Origin of the sequence: Streptomyces botrytidirepellens, assembly GCF_003721215.1 — a bacterium.
GTDB lineage: Bacteria > Actinomycetota > Actinomycetes > Streptomycetales > Streptomycetaceae > Streptomyces > Streptomyces himastatinicus.
This window is the reverse complement of the sequence record NZ_RIBZ01000275.1, coordinates 1-15,620: the sequence shown is the minus strand read 5'-3', so window position 1 is coordinate 15,620 and position 15,620 is coordinate 1. Positions and strand designations below refer to the sequence as shown.

General features: G+C 70.7%; 16 protein-coding genes. 8 read left to right on the top strand and 8 right to left on the bottom strand.

Annotated features, from left to right (window positions below; all coding sequences use genetic code 11):
* Positions 1-352: 352 nt before the first annotated feature.
* Complete coding sequence (locus EEJ42_RS22585; RefSeq protein ID WP_123102283.1) at positions 353-2,452, bottom strand: ATP-binding protein; 2,100 nt, start codon at positions 2,450-2,452, stop codon at positions 353-355.
* Positions 2,453-2,715: 263 nt separating this feature from the next.
* The gene (locus EEJ42_RS22580) at positions 2,716-3,285 is read right to left on the bottom strand and encodes a DoxX family protein (RefSeq protein ID WP_123102281.1); all 570 of its coding nucleotides are present in this window, start codon (positions 3,283-3,285) and stop codon (positions 2,716-2,718) included.
* Positions 3,286-3,747: 462 nt separating this feature from the next.
* Here EEJ42_RS22580 and EEJ42_RS22575 point away from each other — a divergent pair, with 462 nt between their 5' ends.
* From EEJ42_RS22575 to EEJ42_RS54265, 5 genes are all read left to right on the top strand, one after another.
* Positions 3,748-4,014, top strand: a complete 267-nt coding sequence (locus EEJ42_RS22575; RefSeq protein ID WP_148082010.1) for a hypothetical protein — start codon at positions 3,748-3,750, stop codon at positions 4,012-4,014.
* A 173-nt stretch (positions 4,015-4,187) separates the two neighbouring features.
* Complete coding sequence (locus tag EEJ42_RS22570) at positions 4,188-5,432, top strand: acyl-CoA dehydrogenase family protein (protein ID WP_123102277.1); 1,245 nt, start codon at positions 4,188-4,190, stop codon at positions 5,430-5,432.
* Between the two features lie 62 nt (positions 5,433-5,494).
* Positions 5,495-6,571, top strand: a complete 1,077-nt coding sequence (locus EEJ42_RS22565) for a methyltransferase (RefSeq protein ID WP_184503213.1) — start codon at positions 5,495-5,497, stop codon at positions 6,569-6,571.
* Between the two features lie 94 nt (positions 6,572-6,665).
* Positions 6,666-7,844, top strand: coding sequence for a beta-ketoacyl synthase N-terminal-like domain-containing protein (locus EEJ42_RS22560; protein WP_123102273.1), 1,179 nt, complete (start codon positions 6,666-6,668; stop codon positions 7,842-7,844).
* Between the two features lie 90 nt (positions 7,845-7,934).
* Positions 7,935-8,069, top strand: coding sequence for a hypothetical protein (locus EEJ42_RS54265; RefSeq protein WP_342778310.1), 135 nt, complete (start codon positions 7,935-7,937; stop codon positions 8,067-8,069).
* Positions 8,070-8,135: 66 nt separating this feature from the next.
* Here the strand turns inward: EEJ42_RS54265 and EEJ42_RS51075 are convergent, their stop codons facing one another.
* Positions 8,136-8,555 (bottom strand): hypothetical protein, encoded by a 420-nt coding sequence (locus EEJ42_RS51075; RefSeq protein ID WP_184503212.1) that lies wholly within the window; start codon positions 8,553-8,555, stop codon positions 8,136-8,138.
* A 23-nt stretch (positions 8,556-8,578) separates the two neighbouring features.
* Between EEJ42_RS51075 and EEJ42_RS22550 the strand changes: the two genes are divergently transcribed.
* The 3 genes from EEJ42_RS22550 (at position 8,579) to EEJ42_RS22540 (ending at position 11,008) form a co-directional block, all read left to right on the top strand.
* Positions 8,579-9,781 carry an aromatic acid exporter family protein gene (locus EEJ42_RS22550; protein WP_123102271.1) on the top strand — a complete coding sequence of 401 codons (1,203 nt, stop codon included), beginning with the start codon at positions 8,579-8,581 and terminating at the stop codon, positions 9,779-9,781.
* Between the two features lie 175 nt (positions 9,782-9,956).
* Positions 9,957-10,583 (top strand): glycoside hydrolase family 25 protein, encoded by a 627-nt coding sequence (locus EEJ42_RS22545; RefSeq protein WP_123102269.1) that lies wholly within the window; start codon positions 9,957-9,959, stop codon positions 10,581-10,583.
* Positions 10,584-10,663: 80 nt separating this feature from the next.
* Positions 10,664-11,008 carry a hypothetical protein gene (locus EEJ42_RS22540; RefSeq protein ID WP_123102267.1) on the top strand — a complete coding sequence of 115 codons (345 nt, stop codon included), beginning with the start codon at positions 10,664-10,666 and terminating at the stop codon, positions 11,006-11,008.
* 44 nt (positions 11,009-11,052) lie between these two features.
* Here the strand turns inward: EEJ42_RS22540 and EEJ42_RS22535 are convergent, their stop codons facing one another.
* The 5 genes from EEJ42_RS22535 to EEJ42_RS22515 form a co-directional block, all read right to left on the bottom strand.
* Entirely contained in the window at positions 11,053-11,268 is a 216-nt protein-coding gene (locus tag EEJ42_RS22535; RefSeq protein ID WP_123102265.1) for an EF-hand domain-containing protein, read from the bottom strand.
* Positions 11,269-11,345: 77 nt separating this feature from the next.
* A complete protein-coding gene (locus tag EEJ42_RS22530; protein WP_123102263.1) occupies positions 11,346-11,963 on the bottom strand; it encodes an N-acetylmuramoyl-L-alanine amidase in 618 nt (205 codons plus the stop codon).
* Between the two features lie 374 nt (positions 11,964-12,337).
* Positions 12,338-12,844, bottom strand: coding sequence for an ATP-binding protein (locus tag EEJ42_RS22525; protein ID WP_123102261.1), 507 nt, complete (start codon positions 12,842-12,844; stop codon positions 12,338-12,340).
* 248 nt (positions 12,845-13,092) lie between these two features.
* On the bottom strand, positions 13,093-13,860 hold the full coding sequence (locus EEJ42_RS22520; protein ID WP_009714891.1) for an enoyl-CoA hydratase/isomerase family protein: 768 nt from the start codon (positions 13,858-13,860) through the stop codon (positions 13,093-13,095).
* A gap of 44 nt (positions 13,861-13,904) precedes the next feature.
* On the bottom strand, positions 13,905-15,128 hold the full coding sequence (locus EEJ42_RS22515) for a L,D-transpeptidase (protein WP_123102259.1): 1,224 nt from the start codon (positions 15,126-15,128) through the stop codon (positions 13,905-13,907).
* Positions 15,129-15,620 lie beyond the last annotated feature (492 nt).

Genomic DNA, 15,620 nt, shown 5'->3' with positions numbered 1-15,620 from the left:
CGGTTCGCCCGGTGGCGTGGTGCTGGGCGGGGGTGGGCGCAACCCCGCCCCCTCCCGCCGATGGCCCCGGCCCCGGCCCGCATCCGGCCCGCCCGGCGGCGGGCAGCCGGGCGGGGGTGGGCGCACCCGCCCCCTCCCCCGCCGAGTAGCGGCTCCCTGCTGTACCCAGGTTGTGGGCAATCGTTCCGCCGGGGGGCACCTCCCAGCGGTAGCTGGGGGAGGAACGGGTGGGCACAACCCGGCCACCGGCCCGCACCCAGCGGCGAAACCCCCACCAGGCCGGGGCCCGGGGTGCCCCCGGTTTCGGGAAGGGGCGGCGTAGGGGAGAGCCGCCGCGTAGCGGCTGCCGGCGTTACGTCTCGCAGCGCTCCCGCAGACCGGCGAGGTAAGCCAGGTGCGGAGCCGCCCGCTCCGGGGTGAGCAGGCGTTCCGCCTCGGCGATCTTCGTCAGGGCGTCGGCGTCGTCCCCGGCGTCGTGCAGCGTCTCGGCGAGGTCCGTGAGGGTGCGGGCCAAGTTGTACGCCTCGCCCTGCTCCGCGAAGAAGTCCCGCGCGGCCTCCAGCCGGGTACGGGACTCCGTCAGCTCCTCCATGCCGCGCAGAGCGCGCCCCTGGTGGCGCTTGATCAGGGCGAGGGCGCGCGGAAGGTCCCGGGCGCCCTCCTCGTCGGGGCCGATGCGCCCGTAGATCCGCTCCGCCTCGGAGAACCGCTCGTACGCCTCCGGGTACCGCCACTGGTACAGACACAGCAGGCCCAGCATTTCCACGGACGACGCCTCGCCCCGCGCGTGCCCCGCCGCGCGTTCGCAGTCGACGGCGGCGCGTACCGCGCGCTCGGCCTCCTCCCACTGCCTCTGTTCGCCGAGGCAGTGGCCGAGCTGGAAGTGCAGTGCACCCGCGAGGCGGGTGCGGGGGTGGTGCTCGTCGGCGCAGCGGGCCGCGATGCGGAGGGCGGGCAGCGCGTCGTCCACCTTCCCGGCCTTCAGCTGGAGCGGCCACAGCGCGCGGGCCAGGCGCAGTGCCGTGTCGATGTGCTGGTACTCCTCGGCGACGGAGACCGCCTGGACCAGGTTGCCCGCTTCGGCCAGCAACGCGGCCATGCCGTCGGCCTCATCGGCGTACGGGGTTCCCTCGGCCGGTGCGGGCTCGGTGCGCCAGCTCTGCGGCAGGGCGGCGTGTGCGGCGTGGAGGGCCAGGTTCAGCAGGCCGTCGAGCGCCCGGGACACCGCCGCGGCACACTCCGCGATCCCGTGCTCCGGCCCCGCGGTGTCGGCCAGGTGGCGGCGCACCTCGGGCCGGAAGCGGTAGCGGCCGTCCCCCATGGGCTCCATGAGCTGGACGTCCGCCGCCTCGGCGAGCATCCGGGCGGCGTCCTCCGGGGCGACGTCCGCGGTGTGCCCGGCCAGGCGGGCGTCGAACGCGGGCCAGCCGCCCAGCGCGGTCAACCGGCACAGCCGCGCCGCCTCCGGCCGCATACGGCGGCAGGCGTCCTGGGTCATGCCGCGCACCGGTTGCCGGTCCGTCGTTTCGGCGAGGGGCGGTTCCCCGGTCAGGAGGCGAACCGCCGCGGCCTTGAGCGCGAAGGCATTGCCCGCGCAGCCGTCGAGGAGGGCGGGCATCTGCGGCTTGGCGCGCGCGACGGGCTCCGGGCCCGCCACCTTGCGCAGCAGCGCCATCGCGTCCCGGTCCTTCAGGGGAGGTACGGCGATCCGCTCGGCCTCCAGCAGGAACGCCGGGCCGGACGCGACGACCAGTAGGAACACCTCCGGTGTGGCGGGGATGAGCCCGCGGACCTGCGCGGCCGCGGAGGCGTGGTCGATCACCACCAGAGCCCGGCGGCCCGCCGTCAACCGCCGGTACAGCTCTTCGCGCCCCACTTCCGTGGGCGGCATGTCGTCGGGCTGGACGCCCATCTGCCGGAGCAGGCGCAGCAGGACGGCGGCCGGTTCGAGCCCGTTCTCCCCGGGGGCATCGCGCACGTCGACGTAGAACTGCCCGTCGGGGTACTGCGCGATCCGGTCGGCGCCCCAGTGCAGCGCCACCGCGCTGGTGCCGATGCCGGGCGGCCCGTACAGCAGCGCGACCCGCGGCCGCCCCGCGGCGGCGCGGGTCGCCTCTCGCTTCAGCTGCCTCAGCACGTCCTGACGGTCGGTGAAGTCCCGTGTGGCGGGCGGCAGTCCGGTGCCGGGGCGCAGCGCCAGCTGCGGCAGACTGCGTGCCAGCAGCGCGAACTCATCGCCGCGCCGTGGATCCTCGCTGAGCCGCGGATGCATCTGACGCGCCAGCAGCTCCCACCCCTCCGGGCTGGTCGGCAGCGGCGTCTCCCGCCCCAGGGTCCGCCGCACCAGCGCGCCCGTCGAGACGAGCACCTGCTTGCCGACCTCCCCGGCGGCGCCGTTGCCCACCGCCGTGAGCAACGCGGTGAGCGCACTCACCGTCACGATCTCGAACACACCAGCCCTCCCGTGGCCCCGGCCCGGTCCCTGGCAGGACTGTATCCCGAAGGCATCTGCCCGGGAGGGCGGACCGGCCGGGTGCCACCCCTGGGTGTGCTGCCCGGACAGGTGGTGATGCGGCCTGATGGCAGCGCATTCCACGCCCTGGACGGCCTGCGCGGCCGACCAGGTGCCGGACGGCGCACCGCATCGGGCTGGGCCTCTTCTGACAGTCGTGACAGCCAATAGTGCTGCTGCTCTCGGCTGTTCGGCCCTCTTGCTCAGTGGCGTATCAGAAGGGTCCCGGCCGCCAGCACGGCGCCGAGCAGCAAGGCTGCCACCCCGTATGCGAGGCGGTGCGCGCGCAGCCCCGGGAGCACCCGGTCGACGGCGTACCGGCCGGGACCGGTCAAGGCGAGGGCCGCGGCTCCGGCGGCGAGCAGCACCGCGTACTCCACGCCCTTGGGCAGGAAGAAACCGCCGTTCGCGTCCACGACGATGGCATTGACCATCGTGCCGAAGACGGCGGCACCCGCGAGCGGCGTGATCAAGCCGAGCACCAGACCGATTCCGCCGAGCATCTCGGTGATCCCTGCGATGGCGGCCATCGTCCTGCCCGCCGGGTACCCCATGCCGGTGAAGGCCTTGCCGATGCCGTCGAGGCCGAGGCCGCCGAACCAGCCGAACAGCTTCTGCGAGCCGTGCGCCGCGATGGTCAGCCCGAGCACGACTCGGAGCAACAAGAGCCCGGTGTCGTACGCGTGCGCTGATGCGGCGGGGGTGGGGCCATCAGGTGCCGGAGACTCGGGGCTGGTGGCCGGTGCGTCAAGAGTGGCGGGGGTGGGAGGCATGAACGGAGCTCCTTGAGTCAGACGGGGGCCTGGGTACCGATCTTGCGGATGCCGTCACGGGACTGCTGCCGGCGGACTGTCCGAAGAAACCGTTGTTCGCGTTCAAATCCCGAAATGACCCTAGCGAAGGGCGTGAATGCGCACAACGGGTCTCTTGCTTTGGACCGCCACCCTCCAAGCGGGCGTCAGAGTCGTTTCCTCGCCATTTCGTTGTGGTGCCGATCGAGTCAACTGACCCTCAATAGCGGGTGCTTGGCGCAGTGATTGATCTTTCATCGTCAGGCAACTGCCGAGAAACTCCGGTCCTTCGGTGGGCTGGTGAACTCTTCAGCAAGCGCCAGAGGGCGACGGCAGAACCCCGTGTAGAGAAAGAGAGAGTCCATGTTTGCTTCTTTCAGCAAGGTACGAGCCGACCGCCCTGCAAACGGCCGACGGCGGCTGATGCGGGCCGCGGGGACTCTGGTGGCAGCCGGCGCGATCGCGGGTTTCGCCGGGACGGGCACCGCTTCGGCGCATGACAAGGAGCCGTCGGGCTCCGTCACCGCGCCGGTTGGGGAGTCTGTGGGCGCTCTGTGGCACCACGTGGAGATGTACCACCTGAGTGACCCCACGTGGGAGGTGACCAGCATGCTCACCGACCCGGCCGGCAATCTCAAGGTTCACGGGAAGATGGCGGACGATGTCCTCTCCCCCATCGCGGAGACTGCCGTGGGTACGCTCGGCGGCTGATTTCCCGACATGCCGTCCGCTTGACGACCTGTCGTCATCCCAGCCGGTCCGGGGAGCCACCACGTCAGTGGCGCTCCCCGGGCTGCTCGGCAAGGCAGTCAGTTTTCATGTCCCGTGCCGCGCGGGCCCTGTAATCGCCGCGCGGGAATTCCGCTGGCGAGAAGGGGAAAATGATGAGCGCTGTGGAGGCGGCAACAATTCCCGCCGAGGGTGTGCCGGATTCAGCGAATACGCCGGACCCGGGGTTCGTGGGCCGTGCCACGGCACTCCGCGAACTGCTGGAGCAGAATCGCGTCGCCGGCGATGAACGACGCCGCCTGACCGATCAAGTGATGTCCGGACTCGCCGGAGCCGGGCTGTCCCGGATGTGGGTGCCGAGGCGGTTCGGGGGATGGGAATGCGACCTTCGCACCATGGTGGACACCACGATCGAGGTGACGAAGGGCGACCCGTCCGCTGGTTGGGTGCACTGGATCCTCGGCTGCGGCGACTGGCTGGTCGGGCTGTTCCCCGAGGCCGGCCAAGCGGAGGTGTACGCGAACGGTCCTGACACGCGGGTGTGTTCGGTCTTCGCTCCCAGCGCGACGGCGCACCGCGTCGCAGGGGGCTGGACGGTCAGCGGACGGTGGAGCCCCGCGTCAGGCTGCGCACATGCCCAGTGGGCAATGCTCGGCTTTCCCCGCCCCGACGCGGCGGACACAGAACACCCGGACGGCGGAAATCTCGGTTTCGCTCTCATCCCCATGAGCGAACTGCGGGTCGACGACACCTGGTTCACCACAGGCATGCGTGGCACCGGCAGCAATACCCTTTCCGGTGAACGCCTCTTCGTACCCGACCACCGCGTGCTGTCCGTGATGCCGGCCGTCCGCGGCGATCTCGCGCTCCAAGAGGGCGAGCCCGGCAGCCCCCGGTATCGGACGGCGTTCCTGCCGACCCTGGTGACCCACATGATGGGCCCCTACATCGGGATGGCCCGCGCCGCGCTGGAACTCGTCGCGAAGGACGCGTCGACGCGTGGTATCTCGTTCACGACCTACGACAGGCGCAGCGATTCCACGGCGTTCCAGCTTGCTGTCGCCGAGGCAGCGGCACGCGTGGACGCGGCCACCGCCCTGGCCCACAGCGCGGCTGACAGCATCGACGCATACGCAGCCGCCGGGACGTACCCCGATGTCGTCTCCCGCGCCCGCATTCGCCTGCACTTCGGACATGTGGTGGCCCAGTGCTGCGAAGCGGTCGACCTCTTGGTCTCCGCACACGGTGCCTCGGCATTCGCCGAGGCGAGCCCGCTCGGAGGCATCGTCCGCGACATCCAGACGGCCAGTCGGCACGCGTTCGCCAGCCCGGTGGTCAACAAGGAGGTGTTCGGGCGGGCCCTGCTGGGCGTCGAGGAAAACATCACCGAATTCATATGACGCGTCCGAAGGGCGACCAGTTACGGCGGAAGTCCCCGCCCACCTACAGCAGGGAGACAGCTGTGGCCACGGCCGAAACGGCACCACGCGGTATCCAGGACACGATGTTCAACGTCTTCATGGCACGAGCCCTGTATGTCGTCACCTCGCTCGGCATCCCCGACCTGCTCAGCGACGGGGCGCGGTCCTGCCGCACCCTCGCGGACAAGACCGGCGTACGCGCCGACTCGCTGCACCAGGTTCTGCGGGCCGTGGCGAGCACAGGTGTGCTGTGTACCGTCCCCGTTCGCGGGGCCGGGACCGGGGACGGGAACAAGGACAAGGACGGGGAGGGGGACAAGGACGGGCGGGCCTACGCGTTGACGCCCATCGGCGAGACGTTGTGCACCGGCCACCCCAGCGGCACCCGCGACATGGTGCTCACCCTGCAAGGTCCCATCTGGGACGCGCTGACCGTCCTCCCCCAGCGGCTGACCACCGAGCGGACCGGAACGGAGATCGCCCTCGGCCTGCCGTGGTTCGACTATCTGCGGCAACGCCCCGACAGAGGTGCCGCGTTCGACCGCATGATGATCGCCGTGCACGGTGACGAGCCGGAGGCCGTGGCCCGCGCGTACGACTTCTCCTGGGCCGAGCACGTCACGGACGTCGGCGGCGGCGTCGGAACCTTGCTGCTGGCCGTGCTCCAGGAGCATCCCCACCTGTCCGGTGTCCTGTTCGACCTTCCGGAGGGCGCGGAGCACGCCCGCGAGTACATCGAGGCGTCCGGAATGGCGGACCGCTGCGTCACCGACAGCGGAAGTTTCTTCGACGCGGTGCCGCCCGGGTCCGACGCGTACCTGCTGTCGCACATCCTGCACAACTGCGACGAGGACTCCTGCCTGCGCATCCTCCGCTCCTGCGCGGCGGCGATGTCCCCGCGCAGTCGGCTGCTCGTCGTGGAGATGGTGCTGCCCTCCGGCGACGAGCCACACCCCGGCAAGATGCTGGACCTCGCGATGGTCACGCTCACCACCGGCCGGGAGCGCACCGCGCAGGAGTACGAGGTCCTCCTGGCCCGGGCCGGGCTCCGACTGCGGGAGGTCGTTCCCACCGAGTCCGCGGTCAGCGTCCTCGAGGCGGTACTGGAGACCGCCTAGCCCCCTGGTTCCGACGAGTCGGCACCGACCCGGCCCACCCGGCTCGACAACAGAAGTCATCAGTTGCAGGCCAGCCCGTTCAGCGAGGTGTGACATGTACAGCACAAGTATCTCCATCGCCGGAATCGGCGCGGTGACCGGCTACGGCTGGGGAATCGACACCATGTGGGACGGCCTCTCCAGTGGCCGCCCCGCCGCCCAGCAGTGGTACGAGCTGGGCGGCCGATTCCCGGAGGGCTGCTGGTTCGCCCGGGTCCCGGAAGGCCCGGAGCGCGAGAACAGCGGCACGTCACGGTACGCACAGGCCTACGCCGCCGCCGTCGACGAGGCACTGGAGGACGCGCGGAACTCGGGGTGGGAGCCCGGCGAACGTGTCGCGATCGTGCACTCGACGACCCGCGCCGACCTCGAACTCATGCGCACGCGGTATCTGGCCCCCGAGTCCGTCAGTCCGCGGCGTTCGTACGTGGAGCAAGCGTGGACCACTCCGCCTGGCATGGCCATGATGCGGCACCAGTTCACCGGACCTTCCATGGTGGTCAGCGCGGCCTGTTCGTCCGGGCTGCACGCACTGGCCGTTGCGCAACGGTTGCTGGACTGCGGAGACGCCACCGATGTGGTGGTCACCGCGGCCGACATCGGGTTCGACGGCGAGGAGATGACCCTGTTCGCCTCGCTCGGTCCGCTCATTCACGACGCGCCGCCAGAGGCCGTGTGCCGGCCCTTCCAGGAGGGCTCCCGCGGATTCGTACTGGGGGAGGCGGCCGCCGCAGTGGTACTCAGCCGCTCGTCCACGGCCCACCCGTACGCCAGGCTGCTGTCGTCGACGCTCGGCAATGACGCCTACCACCCGGTGGCCATCAAGCCCGACCACGTCCAGATGTTGCGCGTCGTCGACGACGCACTCGCCGCCGCCGGCACCGAGCGGTCCGCGGTGGAGTACTACAGCGCTCACGGGACCGGTACCGAAGAGTGCAACCAGGCTGACACGGCAGTGCTGGACCACCTCGACCAGGCGGCGGGGTACGGGCTCAAGCCGCTGCTCGGTCACACCATGGGCGCCGCACCGCTGATGGACACCGTGGTGATGGCCGCCTCGTACCGGGCGGGCCGCCTCCCGGTGCCCAAGCCGGTGTCGAACGGACACCCCCGGCTCGCACGAGATGTCATCGAGCGCGACAGCGGGGTCACCCTGCAACTCGGCATCGGGTTCGGCGGCAACATCTCCGCGGCCGTCTTCGACGGCTCGACGGCTCCCGGACGGGCAGCCTGAAGCGCCGCGCTCTGCTGCGTCCCGGTGCGGTCCGGCCCGCACCGGGACGGGTACCCGACGCCGGGCGCGTCAACCGGCACACGAAAGGAGGTGTTCGCCGATCCCGCCTCCCGTACGAAGTCGGCGGTGACCAACGGCTGCATTCAGGTCGGGTATTTCATCGTCGGGATCCGGGCGGCCGGGCTGGCGGCCGGGGGGCGGCCGGGCTGGCGGCCGGACCGATGACGGGTTACGACGAACCCGGCCTCAACAAGGAGTTCTTCGGGGACGGTACGCACTCCGTGCTGGCCGTCATGAACATCGGTCACCCCGGCGAAGACGCGTGGCCCCCCGTTTCACGCACCACGCCCCGTACGCCGCGAGCGCGCTCAGCCCCGACCGCCCGGCCCACTCGGCGGGTAGCAGGACGTCCGGCGCGTACGCCTTGCCGCGCCGCACCTGCCGCAGGTCGGCGACCATGGCGACCGCCAGGCACACCAGCGGTCCGGCCCACAGCGCCCCCTCGAACGCGTCGACCCGCGACGCGGCGTCCTGGTCGGCCGGATGCGCGGCGGCGTAGTTCGTCAGCATGTGCAGCACGGACGCGGCTACCGGCGGCAGCAGGCCGATGACACGCGCCCAGCCCTTGGCCGGCAGCAGCACCCCGACGCCCAGCGCGGCGAGGGCCGTGTACACCAGGTGCGGGCTGGCGCCCACCAGGTGAGAGATCACGCCGAGGGGGAACCCATAGGCGAATGGACGGCCGGACGAGCACAGGCGGTGGGCATGACGAGGAACGGACGAGGCGGGGGCGGCTGTGGGCGTGGGGGCATCGGGCGGCGGTACAGCACGGGCCCGAGCGGCACACGCTGCTGCTGATCGGCAAGTCCACCCTCGCGGCCACCCTCGCCTGGTTCACGGCGGCAGACCTGCTGCACGCGCAGTCGCCCGCGTTCGCGCCCTTCTCCGCCGTCCTCATCATGAACGTGACGGTGTACCAGTCGATCGCGCAGTCCCTGCGCTATGTCGCCGCGGTGGTGACGGGGGTGGCGGTCCAGGCGGCGCTGGGGTTTTTGGCGGGGCCGGATCCGGTGACGTTCGTGCTGGTCGCCGCCATCGCGCTGACGATCGGGCAGTGGAGGGCGCTGGGGGCGCAGCGGTCGCAGGTCGCGACGGCGGCGTTCTTCGCGTTCTCCACCTATGCCTCCGCGACGAGCAATACGGAGCGGGCGACCCAGCTGGGGCAGATCGTGCTGCTCGTCCTCATCGGGTGTTCGCTCGGGCTGCTGGTGAACGTGGTGCTCGTACCGCCGCTGCGGTACCGGAGCGCGGAGCACGGGATCCGGGCCCTGGCCGGGGCGCTGGAATCATTGCTCGCGGACATGGGACCGGCGATGCGCGACGGGGAGTTCGCCGAGGAGCACGCACGCGACTGGCGTTCCCGGTCGAATCACGCCCAGGCGCTGGTCAGTCAGGCGAGGTCGGGTCTGCGGACCGCGGAGGAGAGCGTTCCGTTCAATCCGCGGCGGCTGCTGCCGCAGCATCGGGGGCGCACGTCGTTCGCGAACTACCGTGCCGTGCTCGACGCGTTGGAGCGGGCCGCGTATCAACTGGCGTCGCTCACCAGGAGCCTGGAGCGGTGGCGCGAGGAGGAGCGGGACGACAGCTACCGGCAGTTCCTGCGGTGCTACGGCACCTATCTGGGCTCGCTGGAGGAGATCGTACGGGTGCTGGCCCAACTGGACGAGACACATCTGCGGGACCAGGCCGCGCAGTTGTGCGAGCTGGCCGAGGACATGCAGGAGCAGCGCCGGACCGTCACCGAGCAGGCGGAGAGCGACGGTCTGCCGCTGGGCGACCCCACGCGGCCGTACGGGGTGCTGGTGATCGAGGCCACGCGGTTGACGGAGGAGTTCCAGTACACCTGCGACGTTCTCCAGACTCATGTGCAAGGGTGAGTGCGGGGCGACGGCATAGCATGACGGTGGGGGAGAAATTCACATTTCCCGGCCAAATCAGTCGCACGTGCAAATACCCTGCGTGACCCCGACAGCGTTGCGTAGGGTTCTGGACCGGGCATGACAAGGGAGACGCCCGTTCCCCCTTTTCACCTTCTCCCCTGAGGCAGGAACCATGCTGCACGGCATCGACGTGAGTTCGCACCAGTCCAGCTTCGACACGGACGGACTGGCCTTTGTCTTCATCAAGGCCACCGAGGGTCGGTCGTACATCAATCCGAAGCAGTCCTCCCAGGCGGCCAAGGCACGGAAGGCGGGGTGTGTCGTCGGTTTCTACCACTTCCTGTGGCCCGGGAACATCGCCGCGCAGGCCCGGTACTTCGTCGAGAAGTGCGCCTCCCAGAAGCACGATCTGCTCGCCGTGGACTGGGAGACCACGGGCTCGGGGACGTATGCAAGCAACGCGGAGAAGGACCGGTTCATCCGGGAGGTCAAGAAGCTGCGGCCCACGCACCGCGTGATGCTGTACTGCAACCGGAACTTCTGGCTCAACCACGACACCACCTCCTACGCCGGAGACGGGCTGTGGATCGCCGACTACGTCTCGGCGGGCAAGCCGCGGATCAAGGCGAAGTGGCGGATCCACCAATACACCGACCGGCCGGTGGACAAGAACGTGGCGGACTTCTCCAGCAAGGCGTCGCTGAAGACCTGGGCCACGGTCACCCGGGTGGCGAACGCGATCGAGGACCTCGTGGACGGCGACGACGACGAGGAGGAGCGCACGCAGAGCGAGGCGTGACGGCCGTCGTCCAGGCTGGTCAGGTCCGTCGTCCGGGCTGGTCAGGGGCGTTGTCGGTGGGGGCGCCTACGCTTTCCGGTATGAGCTACGCAGACCTCCGCGAACTCCGCAGCGCGCTCACGACCGCGTCCGACATCGCCTTCTCGCTCGACGCCGCACCGTCGGGCCAGGAGACCGAGCAGCTCACCGATGCCCTGCGCCGGGCGCTCGCCGCGGCCGGTGCGCTGACCGCCGAGCACGGGACGACCGGATGCTCCCAGCATCCGCGCGGGGCGGTCGACCCGCTGTACGGGGACCCGGACGATCCGCTGCCACCCGGTTACGGCCGCTGCCTGNACGATCCGCTGCCACCCGGTTACGGCCGCTGCCTGCTGTGCAACGACCGCCGGCGGCGGGCGAGCGCACAGCGGCGCGGCTGGCGCTGACGCGCCGGCGGCGCCGCCGTGCGGCCCGGCCCGAACCCGATGGGTCAGTCCTTGTTCTGAGCGGCCCAGAACTCGTCGAAGTTGAGCTGACCGTCACCGTTGCCGTCGTGGGCGTTGATCACGGCCTGGGCGACGGGCTCCGTGACATACGGGTCCCCCAGCTGCGCCATCACGCTCTTGTACTCGGCCGCCGTGATCAGCCCGTCCCCGTTGAGGTCGTACCGCTCGAACGCTTTGCGCGCCGCCTCGATGTCCGCCACCTGTTCCGCCCCTTTCGTGCGTGAGTCTGACCCGCACAGATTAGCGGCCCGTGGCCAGAGGTCCGGCGAGCGTCCGTTCAGCCCTGGTTGACCAGCTCCATGTAGCGGTCCCAGTCCCACAGCGGACCGGGGTCGGTGTGGTCGGAGCCGGGGACCTCGCTGTGGGCGATGATGTGGTCGCGGTCCTTGGGGATGGCGAAGCGGTCACAGACGGCGGCGGTGAGGGCGGCGGACGAGGCGTACATCTCCTCGGTGAACCAGGCCGGGTCGTCCACCCAGCCCTCGTGTTCGATGCCGATGCTGCGGTTGTTGTAGTCCTTGTTGCCCGCGTGCCAGGCGACGTCCTTCTCGCGGACGAACTGCCCGATGTAGCCGTCGGCCGAGGCGACCATGTAGTGGGTGGAGACCTGCCGGGCCGGGTCCTGGAAGATCTTCACCGCGTCCTGGAAGGTCTCCTGCGTCACATGGATGACGACGACCTCGATCGGGTACGCCGTGGGGCGGCTGGAGACGCGGTAGTTGGAGGTGGAGGCCGGGATCCAGTGGGTGGGGGGATAGGCGGCGGCGCGGCGGGGGCGTCTGTCACCGGCGTGGGCGGTGGCGGTGGTGGCGGCGAGTGCGAGGGCGGCGGCGCCGAGACCGGCGCCGGAGCGGAGGAGGGTGCGTCGGGTGGGGGCAGGGCCGTGCGCTTCCATGGGGGGCTCCCGAATGCAGTGCCAATACAGGGATCTGACGGGATGTGACGCGCGTAGCGCGGGTTCCATGGTGAAGCGTCGGCAGGGCCATGCCAAGAACCGACAGGCATAAGATGAACAACAAAGGAAACTCACACTTCTACCCGCCATTAACAAGGTAGGTGTCAGAGCTCACCTTGGATTGAGTTGGTGGTGATCTGCCGGGTCTGCAATAGTCAGGACCGCGACCCCCATTGACCCGGGCCCGGTCGTTCCCCGAATGCCGCGGAGCCACACCCCTTCCGCTCCGCGGCGGGGCGGACAGAGGTCCCCGGACCGTCACACGAGGACGGTCGGGACCTCTGCCCTAGGCCACTCCCTGCGACGCACGTCGCTCACGCGCTCTCCGTGACCCGCATTTCGAACCACGTCGTCTTGCCGCACGGCAGCAGGTCCACGCCCCACCGCTGGGAGAGCTGATCCACCAGCATGAGGCCGCGCCCGCTGGTGTCGAGCGCCCCCACCGGCAGCAGACACGGCAGCCCGCGCGACGGATCGCGCACCTCGACCCGGATCCAGCCGCGGCGGCGCAGCATCCGCAGCCCGAAGGTGCGGGCGCCGGTGTGGCGCACGGCGTTGCCCACCAGCTCCGAGACGAGCAGCACCGCGTACTCGGCGAGCTGGCAGGCGAGCCCCCAGTCGCGCAGCACCACGAATTCGGTCAACCGGCGGGCGGTGGCCGCGGATTCGGGCCGGGACGGCAGCCGTACCTCTTCGTCCGCAGGATTCCCGAACAGTTCGAGCGCCCTGAGAGCCGGATCCTCCTCGGCGGACGGCAGCCGCCGGACCGCAGCCGTACCAGTGCGCTGCTGCGGCTGCTCCATTCCCTCCAAGCCCGCCATGCCCCCCATGATGGCCGCCCGAAAGGCCGTCCGGGGCGGAACCAGGGGATTCCGAACACCGGAGCCCCAGGCTCCACAAACCGGTCCCAGCTATGCCATTGGCAGCGCAGGGAGTCAAAACACCCCACCTGACCAGCGGTGTCACCGCGCGTACAGCTGATCACCCAGCGTACCGGAACCGGCCATCGGGCGGCCGCCCGGCAGGCGAAGAAATTCGCTCGCACGGGGCATACCCGGCCAGGGCTATGTCAAGAGAAGCGGGCCTTGCCCGGGCCGTCCTCGACGAAGCTCCGCATTCCGATCTCCCGGTCCTCGGTGGCGAACAGCCCGGCGAACCAGTTGCGTTCGATGGCGAGCCCGGTGTCGAGGTCCGTCTCCAGACCCGCGTCCACCGACTCCTTGGCGGCACGCAGCGCCATCGCCGGGCCCTTGGCCAGCTGCGCTGCCCAGGCGTGGGCCTGCTCGTACACCTCCTCGGCCGGTACGACCCGGTCGACCAGCCCGATGGCGACGGCCTCGTCGGCCTTCACCTGACGGCCCGTGAAGATGAGGTCCTTGGCCCGGGACGGGCCCACCAGCCGGGCCAGCCGCTGGGTGCCGCCCGCGCCCGGGATCAGCCCGAGCAGGATCTCGGGCTGGCCGAGCTTGGCGTTCTCGGCGGCGATCCGGAAGTCGGCGCACAGCGCCAGCTCGCAGCCGCCGCCGAGCGCGTAACCGGTGACGGCGGCGACCACGGGCTTGGGGATGCGGGCGACGGCGGTGAAGGCGTCCTGGAGGTCGCGGGAGCGGGCCACCATCGCGGCGTGGTCCATGTCCCGCATCTCCTTGATGTCCGCGCCCGCCGCGAACACCTTCTCGCCGCCCCAGACGACCACGGCCCGTACGTCGTCGCGGCGGGTGACCTCCGCGGCGAGTTCCCGCAGCCGGTCCTGGGTGGCGACGTCGAGCGCGTTCATCGGGGGGCGGTCGAGGCGGAAGGTGGCCACACCGTCGGCGACCTCAAGATTCACAGTCATACGCCGCAGATTAGTGGCCGCCTCGGCTCAGCGCCCCGGTGCGGCTACGCCCTCCACTGCTCCCAGGACATGTTCCAGTCGCTGAGCCCGTTGCCAGGCTGGATCGTTTCGTCGTCCGAGTTCTTCACGATGACCACATCCCCGATGAGCGACTGGCCGAAGAACCACGCCGCCGGCGTGGACGGATCGCCTCCGCCGCGCTGGTCGAAGAGGCCGACGCAGCCGTGGCTGACGTTGGCCGAGCCGAAGGTGGAGCGGCCCGCCCAGTAGTTGCCGTGGAGGAAGGTGCCGGAGTCCGACAGTCGCATCGCGTGCGGCACGTCCTTGATGTCGTACTCGCCCTTGAAGCCCACCGTCGCGCCGTCCATCCGGGTCACGGCGAGCTTCTCGCTGATGACCATGGTGCCGTTGTACGTCTCGTTGCCGGGCGCGCCCGCGGTGATCGGGATCGTCTTGAGGGTCTTGCCGTCCCGCTTGATCTTCATCGTGTGCGCCTTGGCGTCCACGACGGATATCTGGCTGCGGCCGATGGTGAACTTCACGGTCTTGTCCTGCTCCCCGTACACCCCCGGGCGGCCCTCGACGCCGTCGAGGTCCAGCTTCAGCGTCACCTTGGTGCCGGGCTTCCAGTACTTTTCGGGGCGGAAGTCCAGCCGGTCGTTGCCGAACCAGTGGCTCGCGATCGGCACGGACGGGGAGGCGCTGACCTCGATGGCCTTCTCGACCGCGCCCGGGTGGGTGATCCCCCGGTTGAAGCGGAGCGAGACCGGCATGCCGACGCCGACCTTGGAGCCGTCCTCGGGGCTGTAGACGCCGACGAAGGTCTCGTCGGGCTTCAGCGTGGTGAAGGTGGTGTGCTTGCGCGCCGCGCGGCCGTCCGCGTCCTTCGCGAGGGCGTCCACCGTGTACGTGGTGTCGGCGCGCAGGCGCCCGTCCGGCTTCCAGCTCGCACCGCCGTCGGCGGTCTTCCCGGCGACCGCCCGGCCCTTTTCGTCCTCGACCTTGACGGAGGTCAGCGTGCCCTTGGCGGCGGTGACCCTGAGCGCGCCGCCGGTGGCGACGTCCTTCGCCTTGTCCCCCGGTTCGACCGTGACCCGGGCCCGGGACGGCCGCGGCTTGGCGGCCTCGGTGCCGCCGCCCTTCGTGCCGTCGTCGCCGGAACCGCCGCCTCCGGCGCAGGCGGTCACCAGCGCCAGCAGCGCACCGAGCACCAGCGCGAGAAGTCCCCTGCGGCCCCGCACGGTCGCCACCCCCGATATCGGCTGCATCCTCACCACAGCTCTCTCCCCTCTGCGGAACCGCAGCCCCCCGCGGCAGCTCCGACGCACACAGGCGCGCACAGCTGCGCCTGTCGATAGGTAATCACATCGCACCGACGGCGGGATCATTTGCGATGGTTACGGTTCAGTGCCAGGTGGGAGCGGTCCCCGTGACCGGCCCGGTGATCGCCCGCGTGACCGGCGGCGGGCGCTCCCCCGCACCCCGCGATCGCGCTGCGGCGCGGAAACGTGAGGGGCGGCAGGATTGCGGGCACAACAGGGCTACGGGGCACAGCCGGACGCGGTCGGGACGCCGCGGGGCGGTGCCGCCCGGTCCGTCGGGCTCCGGACGGGAGGTGCGGAGCCCGGTCCGTGCGAGCCGCCGGAGGCGCATGTGTCGAAAGCAGTCGAGCAGCACGCCCTGGAGCCCTCCGACGGCTTACCCGCGCCGCCCGCCGCCGGACCTGCGCTCCGCCGCCCCGCCGCGCCCGCGCCGCTGCC